The sequence below is a fragment of the Pelodictyon phaeoclathratiforme BU-1 genome (genome assembly GCF_000020645.1).
In the GTDB taxonomy this organism is placed as follows: domain Bacteria; phylum Bacteroidota; class Chlorobiia; order Chlorobiales; family Chlorobiaceae; genus Chlorobium; species Chlorobium phaeoclathratiforme.
Genome location: NC_011060.1, coordinates 738,168 through 751,334 on the forward strand (window position 1 = coordinate 738,168; position 13,167 = coordinate 751,334).

Below are 13,167 nucleotides of genomic sequence, written 5' to 3' on the forward strand. Positions count from 1 at the left end.
CTCAAATAGTTTGATAAGGCTGAAACAAAACAGACAAATACAAACAGCAAAAAAGAACAATTGATACGGCACTATATTCTGTCGTATCAATTGTTCTTTGCTATTATCGTGTTAAGGGTTAAATGATAAATTAACTCCCAAAAATCAAGTAAAATAACTAAATGCCAACGTAGAAGTGTCACCTGCATCTATTCCAGAAAAGTCTCCCAATCCTGCGGTATTTGTTATCCCGACAACCTGAAGAATTGTGTTTACCCAGGTAGCACAATTCCCATTATCTAAATTGTCAGCATCAGCAGTTGGAAGTAGAGTATAGTCAACACTTTCATCGAGATAATTTGTATAGGCGGTATATAATGCAGCGATTAACTCATCATAGCTTACTCCAGCCGGCAATGGAATCAAGTGGGATTCTTCATTAGATCCCAGAATAGCAGCAATATCGGCAGCGTCATTAAGGTAGGCAACTAATTTTCCGCTTTCTTCAGTACCACCAATAGTAAATCCATCACGTACTCCATCTCCATCAAGATCAACAGTATCAATGGTTCCATCCCGGTTAAAATCAAAAGTTTCGGGCCATGAGGGCAAAATTTCGAGAAAATGATGATTTGCGGTACCCAGAATAATATCTCGGGCACTCCAATAAATACCTGCTTCAGGCTGTACCGTTGGAGTATCCGCAGTTCCGGGAGAACCCTCAAATCGGAGAAACTCGGTATCATATAGGATATCAACCCCATCTCTGTTTGAAATCTTATCTTCAACACGAAGTCCGCTGCCATCTTCAAGAGTTGTTATCGTATAGTCCCCGATAACTCCAGTGAACACAGCAACGTCATTGCCTCCTATAAGCGCTCATCAAAAAGTCATTACGTAATCAGTACCAAAACCAGCTAAGATTTTTCGAACATCTTCTTCAAGGGTTTTTTCATTTCGCGTCTTGAATTCCATCAATTCATACTTCACCTTGTGCCAATACTTTTCAATTCGATTGAGTTCTGGACTGTAAGGTGGCAAGAAATAAAGAGTCAGCCCCTTTTGAGCCAGCACCTTTAACATCGGTTGAACCGCTTTCGCTTTATGGAATGACGCATTGTCCAGAATGACCGTTAAAGGTTTACCCACGTAGTTCATCAGCAGACCAAGAAAGCCGGTAAATATAAGTGAATCTGTTGTTTGCCACAGCGCAACTGAGAACAAATCACCCGTTGAGAGCATGGCTCCGATGACATTCAGGCGTTTTCCCCGGTTGGCGTCAATCTTGTGACATTTGCCTATCGGAGTCCAGGCGCTGCGGTTTGGCTGGGCCAGTGCGAAACCAGTCTCATCTACAAAGGCTAAGATCCTCTCATCGCGTTCGACTTCATCTTTCATCAATTCTATTTCTAACTGTGCTTGTCGAAACCGGACTTCATCTCGTTTTTTTTTAACCACAGGCGTGTACGTTTCCAGACAAAACCAAGTGCTTTCAACGCATTAGTTGCGGTACCAACGCTCACGTTTACATTGCACTCTTCCTTTAACCGAGCCACTATCGCTGGAGCTGTCAGTGCTTCCTTTTCCGCCCAAATCGTGATCTGTTCAAGGTGAATGGCGTTTAGTTTCGGAGGTGCGCCGCTTCGATGCCTGTCATATAAAGCAGCAAACCCCTTTGATAACCAGTTCTTACGTCGGTCATAAACCGTATCGATATTCAGGTCTTGCAATGCCACGATGGTCTTTGCACTCAACCCGTCGTTGAAATATAACAGTGTTTGAGCCCGATGACGTGCTTGCCAATCTCTTCCTTTTGCCACAATTTGTTGTAGCTTTGCACGATCGATGGCAGATAATTCAAAGTAACTTAACTTCATGATTTACAAGGGCAGGTGTTTGTGTTTACCTTCTTGCCCTTATATTACGGAATAATTTATTGTTGAGCGCTTACCGCCATCAATGGTGTCATTTCCGACAAGACCTTTCAATATGTCATCACCGGCGCCACCGTCAATGTGGTTATCAAGGCTGTTTCCGGTAAGGGTGTCGTCATAGGCAGTGCCTTTGACATTTTCGATAAAGTCATGTTTGTAATTTACAAATGCGCTGTTAATTGCCGACAAGATATCGCTGCTGTTTGATGCCATGCCAACGACATCACCGACACCCAGTTGAACGACAAAGTCTTCGTAATATGAAACCAAATCATTTGTAACAAGAAAAACAGGATAGATGTCAACTGCCTGCATATCAGCAGCCAACTGCGGAATATTTATCGGAATATCTTCATAGAATGGTTCATCGGTGGAAATCAACAAAATCCGCAGTGCGTTTCTTCCATATCCTATTTCAGCAGTTTCTGCCCGATCAACAACTGTCCTGATTGCAGTAAGCAACTCCTCATCACCCCATATTCCAAGTTGATTTACTGCATCCTTAAATAGATTAAGATCAACTGATAACGGCAACAGTGTTTCATAATATGGATTTGTTCCACTTGGAGGATTGAAGATACCAAGACCAAAAAAGCTGTCTGGTTGTATATTGCGAATATCTTCAGCCAATCCATCAGGAGTAGCAATAATTTGTTTCAAATTTGCAATATCGTCGCCATAAGAACCTGAAATATCCTGAAGAAGGAATAAATCTATCGCCTGTTTTGTAATGGCGGTTGTTCCACTGCCTAAAATTATGGTAGCACTGCCGGCAGTACCTCCATCACTTAAATTAACCGAGGCGCCAGAAACAGACCCGGAAAGATCAAGGGTATCATGATCACCACCACTGTCAATAATTGTTTTTTCACCACTACCGTTGATTTTGAATGTGTCGTTTTCCTCTTTGCCTGATAATAGATCATCACCGTTTAAGCCATCAAGGGTATCATCAAACGCTGTACCAATTATGTAATCATTGTCATTTGTACCAAAAATTGTGTCGAATACTCCATTGTTATCCAGGTCTCTATGTTCACCATTGATAACAGACATTATTTCCGGATTATCAAGAGTGATATTCACAACCTGCAAGGTATCCGTCAGTATATAAGTCGAAGGTATATCAAGGCTTCCTGAGAGAGCTTCAATTGTGCCTGATCCAGTAAGAATCCTTGCTCCTCCCAACTGGTCAAGGTCATTGATTCTCAGAATAACATGCTCACCCAATGAAATTTGGCCGATACGCGCAAGAATAGCTGCATCTGTAGTGGTTAAATCAATAATCAGTGGATCGGCTGCAGTGCCACCAGTCAAGACAATCGTACTGGATCCATCACCGGTCAAGGTGACTCCTCCTGTTGCGATCAGGTTATCAAGAAAGCTTTGGCTGAATGTAACGTAAGAGCGTATCTCAAAATGTTCAATGCCGGAAATTACATAGTGGGAAAGATCGGCAGTACCATAGACGTAAAGCGTATCGTTTCCTTCTCCACCGACAATCGTTTCCACAGCGCCGTTGTTATCCTCATTCAGATCCTGACCGTTCAGATCAGAAAGGGGGTGCCCAAGTGCTACAGTATCTTCAGGGGAACCCACTTTTCCGCCGCCAGAAAGATCGCCAACAATGACAAAGGTATCGTCACCAGCGCCACCATCCATACTATCTGTTCCGGCGCCGCCTCTCAAGATATCATTGCCATTACCGCCAACAAGGGTGTCGTTACCGGTGCCTCCGGTAAGTCGGTTATCATTACTGTCTCCTTCAAGCAGTAAACCTGTATTTTCGAAAATATCGGTCAGGTTGACTGTAATGGTTTTTGCTGTGCTGTTTGTGCCGTCGGTAGCAGTTACCGTTACTTCGTAGCTGTGGGCGTCGGTTTCGTAATCGGGAGCGGCCTTGAACTGGAGGTTTCCTGAAACGATCTCGAATAACGCTGCGTCTGTGCCACCGGTGATGCTGAATATCGCCGGGTTCGTGCCTGCAGTATCGACGTCGGTTGATGTCAGTGCAGCAACCAGAGTTGTGTTTTCAGCTACCGTCTGGGCAGCGGCTGTGGTGATGACAGGGGTTACGTCATTAACGTCAGTAATGCCGACTGTAATGGTTTTTGCTGTGCTGTTTGTCCCGTCTGTAGCAGTTACAGTTACTTCATAGCTATGGGCGCCGGTTTCGTAATCGGGAGCGGCCTTGAACTGGAGGTTTCCGGCAACGATCTCGAACAATGCTGCGTTTGTGCCACCGGTGATGCTGAATATCGCAGGTGTGTCAGCAGAATCGACGTCGGTTGATGTTAGTGCGGCGACCAGGATTGTGTTTTCAGCCACAGATTGTGTGGCGGCAGTGGTGATAACAGGGGCGATCTCGTCAACGTTGGTCAGGTTGAGCGTGATGGTTTTTATTTCATTGTGAGCGGCGACGCCATCGCTGGCCATAACCTGCAACGTATAGCTTTTAATAGATGATTCATAGTCGATACTTGCAGCTCCTGCTGCTGTAAGGTTTATCTGGCCTGTTGCAGCATCAATGCTGAACAGTGCGTTACCGCTGCTATTGGCAGGTGCATTTACCAGGCTGAAGGTGATGGTGTTGCCATCTGCATCGGTCGCATCGGCATCAGCGCCGATAATTGCACCGGAAACATGGTTTTCAGCCATAGTGACTATGGCATTGTCGACGGTAAGTGTTGGGTGGTAGTTATTTACTGCACGACCTTCCCTATATCCATATGTCACATAATGTATTGTGGCAGCAAGAGTATCATTTCCGAATGCATTCCGCAAATCTTCATAGGATGCAAGATATGCCGCAGCATCGAAAATCATTGTACGGCCCTCATTATATCCATATGCAATGAAATGCTTCGCTGCCGTGATGGCATCAGCATCAGTTATGCCATCAGCTCCAAGCCAATTCATCAGGTCCGGGTTAGAGGCAAGATACTCCCATACATCAAAGGTGATGGTACGCTCTTCATCATATCCATATCCAATGAAATGCTTCGCTGCCGTGATGGCATCGGCATCGGTGACGCCATCAGCACGAAGCCAATTCATCAAGTCCGGGTTGGAGGCAAGATACTCCCATGCATTAAAGGTTATGGTACGTTCCTCATTATATCCATATCCAATGAAATGCTTAGCCGCAGTGATAGCATCGGCATCGGTGACGCCATCAGCACGAAGCCAATTCATCAAGTCCGGGTTGGAGGCAAGATACTCCCATGCATTAAAGGTTATGGTACGTCCTTCGCTAATTCCATGCTCAATGTAATGCCTCGTTGCCGTAGCCGAGTCAGCGTCTGTTACGCCATCAGCACGAAGCCATGTCATTAAATCGGTGTGGGAAGCAAGGTATTCCCAACTTGCAAGAGAGCCAGCAACCATTGATGGAGTAGCCATACTATTTCTTGATTAAATGATTGATAATACGTGTTAACGCGGTAAACAATACGCCCATGTTACCTGTATTATATTTCATTACAAAGAAATAATTTGAATATTACATATTATATATGTCGTTTATATGTAAAAATTATGATAGTTCAGTGTGTGTATATAGTGGGATACGAAGCAAATCCACAAAATTTACGCCTTCTGCAGCAATCCCTTGATTTCAGCCGTAAAAGAGGCCATGACGAGGAGCGGGCTGGCGTTGCGTTCGATGGCGCGGATGGCCTCTTCGGTGATGGTTGAGATTTGGAAGTAATCCGGGTTGGGGAAGTTTTTTGCAAAACGGTTGATGGCTTCGCTGATGTCGGGGTTATTCAGCTCCTGAAAGTCGGGGTTGATCCGGCGATGGTTGGCATCCTGAAAGAAGAGCAGGAGTGCGGCAAGAAAGAGGGTCAGGTCGCTGCGCGAGAGGTTTTTGGCGCTCTGCTCGCATGAGGTGATGGCTTCGTGAAAGCGGCTGGGGGTGAGTACCTGGCGCAGATAGTCGAGCGCCTGGTTACGGAGAAGAATGGTTGGCGTTTCTGATGAATCGTTGCTGCGGTTGTTGATGAGCTCCCAGGCAAGGCGAAGGTTGCCTCTTGAAAAGCTGACGATAAAGCTCAGCTCGGGTTCCTTGATCTCCGGACGGTTTTCCTGCAGCCAGAGTCGCAGCTCCTGGGGGGTAATGCGTGAAAACCTGACGGCCTGGCATCGTGAACGGATGGTGGGCAGCAGCGCTTCCGGTCTGGATGAGACAAGAATGAAAACCACGTGGGCGGGGGGCTCTTCGAGCAGCTTGAGGAGCTTGTTTGCCGCCGATGGGTGCAGTCGCTCAGCCTGTGAAATAATGAAGATCTTTTTGCTCCCCTCACTCGGCATAAACAGTGCCTTATGCTGCAGGGAGATAATCTGTTCGGTCAGAATGCCCATGGAGCGCTCCATGGCGGGGGAGAGGTAGGGGTTCTCTTTTTTTTGTTCGAGCAGGGCATCATAGCGTTCTTTGGCATCGGTAAAACGCTTGTTCTCTTTTTTTGCGGAGTCTCCCGGATCAAGCAGGGCGGATTCTACCGGAAAAATATACTCCACATTGGGATGCATGAACGACTGGATTTGCAGGCAGTCGGGGCATGTTCCGCATGAACCTTTGTGCACATCGGTTGCCGCATTCTGGCAGTTGAGCAGAGAGGCGATTTCGAAGGCTACCGACTCTTTCCCCGACCCGTCGGGGCCGGTGAAAAGGTAGGCATGAGCAAAACGTCCTGTTTCAAGTGCATTTTGCAGAACGCGGATCTGCTGTTTTTGACCGATAATGTTTTTCCAGCTCATGCGAGATTTTGCCGTGCTCAGATAAAGGTTAGCCAGTTGTAGGGATCTTCACCGGTCTGGACGATTTTAAGATAACTCGCCTGCAGGATTTCGGTAATCGGGCCCCGTTTTTCATTGCCGATCGGGTATTTATCGACGCTTCTGACTGGAGTGATTTCAGCCGCTGTGCCGGTCAGGAAGATCTCGTCAGCAATATAGAGCGCTTCCCTGGGAATCAGTGTTTCACGAACTTCGTAGCCATGCTCTTTTGCAATGTGCATGATGGCGTAACGGGTAAAGCCGGGAAGTATTGACTGACCCGACATGGGGGTATAGATGATGCCATCCCGAACGACAAAAATGTTTTCGCCGCTTCCTTCGGAAACATAACCGTTCACATCGAGTGCAAGCCCTTCTGCATAGTCGTCCATCAGCGCTTCCATTTTGATGAGCTGGGAGTTCAGGTAATTGCCACCCGCTTTTGCCCATGCCGGAAGGGTGTTGGGGGCCGGGCGGTTCCACGAGGAGACGCGGACGTCAACACCGGTTTCAAGCACATCTTCTCCCAGATAGGTTCCCCACTCCCAGGTAGCAATGGCGACCTCAATGGAGGCACGGTGCGGGTTGACTCCCAGAGCTCCCTGCCCGCGATAGACCAGCGGACGGATGTAGCATGATTTGTGATTGTTGGCCTGGATGGTGCTGATGATGGCCTCTTTCAGCTCTTTTTCGGAGTATGGAATTTCAATACGGTATATTTTAGCCGAGTCTCTGAGGCGTTTGATATGTTCGTCGAGAAAAAGAATTGCTGAACCCTTCAGGGTTTCATAGCAGCGGATTCCTTCAAAGAGAGATGAACCGTAATGGACAACATGGGACAGAATGTGGATTTTCGCGTCAATCCAGTCAATCAGTTCGCCGTTCATCCAGATTTTAGCAGACTTGTTCATGGTGCAGGCATTGGGTGTTAATGGCATTAGCAGGAGCAAACTCCAAGATATAAAAACCCCGCGTTCTGTTGCGGGGTTTTTTATGTCCGAAATCGTGAAAAGGTCAGTAGATTCTTTCGTAAACGCCTTCGACTTCACGCAGAATCGGTTCGTAGGCGCTGGCCTTTCTGCCGAAACAGATGCCGAGTGACTCGTACAAGGCGACCTGATCGAGATCAACATGGCGTTGCACAATCGCCTTGCTTGATTCAATGAACTCTACTTTACGTCCCTTGACCTTGGAGATGGTGACGCCGGTTTTGCCATCGAGCAGGAGCAGTATGGCTGCTGCACCGGCTTCAAAACCGAAGTTGATGTCGTATGCTGAAGAGTTGCCTGAACGGACAAGGTGGCCGGGATGAATTTCACGTACTTCCGGAATTTCATAGACACCTTCAACGAACATGCCGGTCTCTTTCATGAAAATTGGCATGGCCGGGTCAGCTTTCATTCTTTTCTGAATCTGCTGGCAGGTAAATTTCCCCGCTCCGGCGAGTTTTTTGTGACCGAATGCATCAATGCCTGCGGACTCATCGACAATATCACTGCCGTCAGCATTTTTCAGTCCCTCTGCAACAACAATGGTATAGGTTCCGCTGTGGACATCGCTCTCCCTGATTCTGCGGGTAAAGCGCTCTGCGAGGTGTTCGTAAACAATATCCCAGTTTGCCGGAATCTCGGGTATGAGAATACAGTCAGCTTCAGCCGCTACACCGCTGCGGAAGGCCGTATGGCCTGCATAACGGCCGAATACTTCCGTGACCAGAACCCTGTTGTGGGTTTTACCCGTCGTTTTAAGGTCATGCACAAATTGTGCGATGCGGTTGATGGTTGAGTCGGCGCCGACCGAATAGGTCTGGAGGTCGAGATCCATGGTTTTCGGTGCATGGATGCACTGAATGCCCTGCTGGTTTAAATCGACCATGACGCTGCCTGAATCGTCTCCTCCACTGATAACAAGTGCATCAATGTCGAATTTTTTCATACCGGCCTTGATGCGGTTGTATTTTTCAGGATTGCTAATCGCCTTGATCTTGACTCTCGAATGACCTGCTTCGGAGCCGGCAAAACTTGCGTCAAACCGGTCGAGCCGAACCTGGTCGAGCCGGACAATGCTCTCCTGGTCGACGAGGTTGTACAAACCGGCATAGCCGTTAGGAATGATATAAAGTTCCAGCCCTTTTGAGAGAGCCATCATTGCTGCGCCTTTCAGCACCGCATTAAGTCCGCCGCAATCCCCACCGCTTGTGAGGATACCAATTTTTTTCACAGTTATGCTCTCCTATTTCAATGCCAAGGTTAGTATTTAATGGTCAAATTTATTTATTTGTCGGGGGGTAACCTTTCCCGCTTCGTGCAGTCAAGATAGATTTTTTGTGTCATTTTTCCACGACAAGTCTAAAAATTTAATAACAGACCGTGTGTCAGAAGATGACTGAACTATACATGTTTTCATGAACTACAGAGATCAGGCGAGGATAGCTTTTGTGCATTTACGGGAGAGAAAACGCCAGACACTCCTTACGGCTCTTGGTGTTGCCGTTGGCTCGGCTATGCTGGTGACCACTATTGCCGTATCACGGGGCTCCTCATCAAACGTGGTGGCCAAGGTTATTGATACGGCGCCGCATGTGGTGATCAGCGCAGAAAGGGTCGTGCCGCTGGTGCCTGACAACATCATTGGGCAGCATGGGGTCATGGTTTCGATGGTGACGAAAAATATCAATCTGGATGAACAGGAGGTAATCAAGAACTATAGCGAGGTTATTGAGAGCATCAAGCCGGTCAAGGAGCTTCAGAGCATCTCTCCTTTCGTGCTCAGTAAAGTGATTGCCCGCAACAAAACCCGCTTTACTCCCTGTATTGCCCGGGGTGTCGTACCCCGTCTTGAGGCTGAGATAGCGGGGTTAAAGAAGAACCTGATTGAGAAAAATGCCCTTGATGAGCTGGCCGCTACACCGAATGGTGTGCTTGTCGGTGATCTTCTTGCAAAGAAACTGAATGTCGGTTATCGCGACAGAATTGTGCTTGTGACAAAAAACAGCGAAGAGTTCCCTGTAACGCTAGTGGGACGTTTCAGCAGCGGTTTTAATGCAAAGGATGAACGGGAGGCTTATGTCAATCTCCCTTTTGCCCAGAGGATGGAGGGGATTGCCTCCAACTCAGTGAGTGGCGTCGGACTGAGAACGGCGCACGTTGAGCGTGCCCAGGAGACCTCCGACAGAGTGGAAGCGCTCAGTGGCTATAAAAGCGAGAGTTGGGATGAAACCAACCGGAATGTTATTGAGTTTTACAACCGCAACGGACTGATTACTCTGGTTCTTGTCGGGTTTGTTTTTATTGTGGCGGGTCTTGGTGTCTCATCTGTCATGACGACAGTTATTTTGCAGAAAGTCAAGGATATTGCCATCATGCGTTCCATGGGTATGCCGGCGGGGAACATCATGCGCATTTTCATGCTCGAAGGGTTTATGATTGGCCTCCTCGGAGTACTCATCGGCAGTCCTGCCGGCCATCTCATCTGCAAGCTTGTTGCCTCCATCCGTTTCGAGGCAAGCACGGCAGGAGTGCTGAAAAGTGACCGGATCAATCTTATCGAAATGCCTGACGCTCATCTGATTGTGATCGTTTTTGGTATCCTCATTGCCGTGCTCTCCTCATGGAGCCCGGCAAGAAAGGCGACACGTTATGTTCCGGTCAGTATTCTCAGGGGTGAAGTCGGGGGTTAGAGCGAACGGATAATGCAGACGGCATGTGCCGCCGCTCCCTCTTCACGTCCGATGTAGCCCAGTTTTTCATTGGTGGTAGCTTTGACCGAGACCATTCCGATCTCAATATCGAGACAGCGTGCAATGTTTTTGCGCATCCCGGTAATGTAGGGGGCAATTTTGGGCTCTTCAAGAAGCAGCATGGCGTCGATGTTAACCGTCTGGTAACCATGCTTTTCAAGCAGCTTTCTGACCTGTTTAAGCAGAATCATGCTGTCGATATCCTTGAACTCCTGGCTTGTGTTGGGAAAGTGCAACCCGATGTCTCCCAGGGCTGCTGCACCAAGCAGGGCATCACTGACGGCATGAAGCAGAACATCGGCATCGCTGTGGCCGTCAAGTCCATTATGTCCGGGGATGTGAACGCCTCCGATCACAAGCTTTCGGCCCTCTGCAAAAGGGTGTACATCGATACCAATTCCAATACGCATGGCAAGAGGGGTTTAATAGGGTTAAAAATGCAGGCAACAAAGATAGAATAAATCATGGAAATATCAGAGCCGCATGTTGGCAGATCACTCTATGGAACAAACAGGTAAAAAGAGAGTGCTTTTCCTGATTGGTTGTTATGCTGTGGCAGGTTAACTTAACAGGGTATAGGGGTGAGAGTGTGGAAATTTTGTTAACGCAGAAGGAATGGAGAGTACTTGCATGACCTTTTCACGATTACAGCGTTTTTTCTGGATATGTGCCGGAACCCCGCTCGTTATGATTGAGAAATACCCGACCGAATACAGCAAATATTCCGGTATCGGTGCAACGATTCTTTTTACTGCGCTTTTCGCCGGTTTGTCGGGTGGGTATGCACTCTATTTTGTTTTTGCCGGTAGTCCTTTTGCTGAATTATGGTCTGTGCTGTTTGGACTTCTCTGGGGTCTGGCAATTTTCAATCTTGATCGCTATATCGTTTCAAGTATCAAAAAGAGTTCGAAAGGGCTGAAACAATTTTATCAGGCCTCCCCGAGGCTGGTTTTTGCGGTGCTTATTGCTCTTGTCATTGCTCGTCCACTGGAGTTGAAAATATTCGACAAGGAGATTCATGAACAGTTAAGGGCACGCTATCTTTCTGACCAGAAAGAGCGGATAGCCAAAGTACAGGACTCTTTTCGGCAGAAATATGCTCTTGAACTTGCCCAGATCAAAACGTACCAGGAGGAGTATGACGGGCTGAGCCATGAGGTAAATCGTCTGCGTGAGGAGCTGAAGGAGGAGGTGTTTGGTTCCCGAACCTCTACAACGTCCGGTGTTGAGGGATATGGCACCTATGCCAAAAACAAGGAGCAGGTTGTGATGGTTAAACAGGCACGCATTGAATTTCTTGCCAGTAAACTTGCCTCTCTTCAGGAGTTCATGAACCAGCAGAAAGCTGTAGAGGGGATCAATAATCAGATGATGCTGAGCGATGAACTGCTCGACAGGAAAGCCGCTCATGCCGGTTTTGCCGACCGAAACTGGGCGCTGGGCGAGCTTACCCATTCGTCGAACGATGTGAGTCGCTCTTCTGCCGACGCCATTTTTTTTATTACCCTGCTTTTTATTGCCTTCGAATGCGCACCGCTGATTGTCAAGCTGTTGTCTGACGTTGGGCCTTCGGATGTTGATATTCGGGAATCGGAATCCCGTATTATCGCACAGCTTGTCAATCCATCCCTCTTTTCCCGCAATCGCCTTAATCGGGAGTACCGACGCCCGACTTCAAAAATCACCGTACCGCGTACAAAGAGATATTTTTCGAATAAAAGGGGAGCTGGACGACAGGGTTAATCGACAAGAAGACTCCCGCTGTACTCTCTCAGAGAAGGGGCTCCCGGAGTTGAAAAGTACTGTTCAATAGCCGTGGCGATCTTTTCGCCGATGTCAGGGTAGACGAAATTCATGGTTCCAATCTGTATGGCCCTTGACCCTGCAAGAAGGAACTCCATGGCATCCTCAAAGCTTGCAATACCACCCATGCCAACAAGTGGAATGGTTACGGCGTTGTAAACCTCCCATACTTTTGCAAGGGCAATCGGTTTGATAGCCGGTCCTGAAAGTCCTCCGGTGATGTTTTTCAACAACGGCCTTCGGGTCTTAGAGTTGATTGCCATGCCAACTACCGTATTGATGAGAGAGAGGGAGTCTGCACCAGCCTCTTCTGCCGCAAGGGCGATCGAGCTAATAGAGGTGACGTTCGGCGTCAGTTTGATCATGAGATGCCGGTTGGTGATCCTGCGCAGTTCCGAGACAATCTCAAAGGTTGCATCCCGGCTTACCCCCATAATCATACACTCTCCCTTGACGTTCGGGCAGGAGAGGTTGATTTCATAGCCATTCAGCCCATCGACTTCGTCAAGTCGTGATACCACTTCGCAGTAATCGTCGATTGAACGCCCCGCAATATTGACGATTACGGCCGTCTTGAGCTGGCGGAGAAAGGGGACTTTTTCTGTTATGAACCTCTCTACCCCTACATTGGCCAATCCGATTGCATTGATCATGCCTGATGGCGTTTCAGCAATGCGCTGCGGGGGATTGCCCATTCTTGGTTCGAGGGAAATTGCTTTGGTTACGATACCACCGATTTTGGAAAGATCGCAGAGTTGACTGAGTTCTTCGCCGTATGAGACGGTGCCTGAGGCAAGAAGTACCGGTGATTGCAGATCAAGTCCTCTGCCGAGAGAGAGTGCAGTTTGGTGTTGGCTCATGGTATAGCGATGCTTGACCGGGATGGGAACAATTCTACTCCTGACCGGCGTTTGCCAGCCAGGAATAAAAAGGGGA

11 protein-coding genes are annotated in these 13,167 nt (G+C 47.9%); 2 read left to right on the forward strand and 9 right to left on the reverse strand.

What is annotated here, in order from left to right; all coding sequences use genetic code 11:
* Positions 1-144 precede the first annotated feature (144 nt).
* From PPHA_RS03510 to PPHA_RS03540, 7 genes are all read right to left on the reverse strand, one after another.
* Positions 145-831, reverse strand: coding sequence for a hypothetical protein (locus PPHA_RS03510; protein WP_012507502.1), 687 nt, complete (start codon positions 829-831; stop codon positions 145-147).
* Between the two features lie 30 nt (positions 832-861).
* A complete protein-coding gene (locus PPHA_RS16185; protein ID WP_049759884.1) occupies positions 862-1,377 on the reverse strand; it encodes an IS630 family transposase in 516 nt (171 codons plus the stop codon).
* Between the two features lie 11 nt (positions 1,378-1,388).
* On the reverse strand, positions 1,389-1,856 hold the full coding sequence (locus PPHA_RS16190; RefSeq protein WP_041526412.1) for a helix-turn-helix domain-containing protein: 468 nt from the start codon (positions 1,854-1,856) through the stop codon (positions 1,389-1,391).
* Positions 1,857-1,895: 39 nt separating this feature from the next.
* Positions 1,896-5,315 carry a hypothetical protein gene (locus PPHA_RS03525; protein WP_150085582.1) on the reverse strand — a complete coding sequence of 1,140 codons (3,420 nt, stop codon included), beginning with the start codon at positions 5,313-5,315 and terminating at the stop codon, positions 1,896-1,898.
* Between the two features lie 186 nt (positions 5,316-5,501).
* Positions 5,502-6,671 carry a DNA polymerase III subunit gene (locus PPHA_RS03530; protein WP_012507505.1) on the reverse strand — a complete coding sequence of 390 codons (1,170 nt, stop codon included), beginning with the start codon at positions 6,669-6,671 and terminating at the stop codon, positions 5,502-5,504.
* Positions 6,672-6,688: 17 nt separating this feature from the next.
* Entirely contained in the window at positions 6,689-7,600 is a 912-nt protein-coding gene (locus tag PPHA_RS03535; RefSeq protein WP_012507506.1) for a branched-chain amino acid transaminase, read from the reverse strand.
* Positions 7,601-7,703: 103 nt separating this feature from the next.
* Positions 7,704-8,909, reverse strand: a complete 1,206-nt coding sequence (locus PPHA_RS03540; protein ID WP_012507507.1) for a 6-phosphofructokinase — start codon at positions 8,907-8,909, stop codon at positions 7,704-7,706.
* A gap of 184 nt (positions 8,910-9,093) precedes the next feature.
* Here PPHA_RS03540 and PPHA_RS03545 point away from each other — a divergent pair, with 184 nt between their 5' ends.
* Positions 9,094-10,368 (forward strand): ABC transporter permease, encoded by a 1,275-nt coding sequence (locus PPHA_RS03545; RefSeq protein WP_012507508.1) that lies wholly within the window; start codon positions 9,094-9,096, stop codon positions 10,366-10,368.
* On the opposite strand, the gene ispF is transcribed toward PPHA_RS03545, so the two are convergent.
* Complete coding sequence (gene ispF / locus PPHA_RS03550) at positions 10,365-10,838, reverse strand: 2-C-methyl-D-erythritol 2,4-cyclodiphosphate synthase (protein WP_012507509.1); 474 nt, start codon at positions 10,836-10,838, stop codon at positions 10,365-10,367. The genes PPHA_RS03545 and ispF overlap by 4 nt on opposite strands.
* A gap of 220 nt (positions 10,839-11,058) precedes the next feature.
* On the opposite strand from ispF, the gene PPHA_RS03555 reads away from it, so the two are divergent.
* The gene (locus tag PPHA_RS03555; RefSeq protein WP_012507510.1) at positions 11,059-12,171 is read left to right on the forward strand and encodes a DUF4407 domain-containing protein; all 1,113 of its coding nucleotides are present in this window, start codon (positions 11,059-11,061) and stop codon (positions 12,169-12,171) included.
* Here the strand turns inward: PPHA_RS03555 and PPHA_RS03560 are convergent.
* Positions 12,168-13,091 carry a dihydroorotate dehydrogenase gene (locus tag PPHA_RS03560; protein ID WP_012507511.1) on the reverse strand — a complete coding sequence of 308 codons (924 nt, stop codon included), beginning with the start codon at positions 13,089-13,091 and terminating at the stop codon, positions 12,168-12,170. The two genes, PPHA_RS03555 and PPHA_RS03560, sit on opposite strands and share 4 nt — an antisense overlap.
* Positions 13,092-13,167: the final 76 nt, after the last annotated feature.

Bases quoted from the DNA above. Each gene is read 5' to 3' on its own strand.
- PPHA_RS16185 (WP_049759884.1), bottom strand. From the start codon at position 1,377: ATGAAAGATGAAGTCGAACGCGATGAGAGGATCTTAGCCTTTGTAGAT.
- PPHA_RS16190 (WP_041526412.1), bottom strand. From the start codon at position 1,856: ATGAAGTTAAGTTACTTTGAATTATCTGCCATCGATCGTGCAAAGCTA.
- PPHA_RS03525 (WP_150085582.1), bottom strand. From the start codon at position 5,315: ATGGCTACTCCATCAATGGTTGCTGGCTCTCTTGCAAGTTGGGAATAC.
- PPHA_RS03530 (WP_012507505.1), bottom strand. From the start codon at position 6,671: ATGAGCTGGAAAAACATTATCGGTCAAAAACAGCAGATCCGCGTTCTG.
- PPHA_RS03535 (WP_012507506.1), bottom strand. From the start codon at position 7,600: ATGAACAAGTCTGCTAAAATCTGGATGAACGGCGAACTGATTGACTGG.
- PPHA_RS03545 (WP_012507508.1), top strand. From the start codon at position 9,094: ATGAACTACAGAGATCAGGCGAGGATAGCTTTTGTGCATTTACGGGAG.
- ispF (WP_012507509.1), bottom strand. From the start codon at position 10,838: ATGCGTATTGGAATTGGTATCGATGTACACCCTTTTGCAGAGGGCCGA.
- PPHA_RS03555 (WP_012507510.1), top strand. From the start codon at position 11,059: ATGACCTTTTCACGATTACAGCGTTTTTTCTGGATATGTGCCGGAACC.
- PPHA_RS03560 (WP_012507511.1), bottom strand. From the start codon at position 13,091: ATGAGCCAACACCAAACTGCACTCTCTCTCGGCAGAGGACTTGATCTG.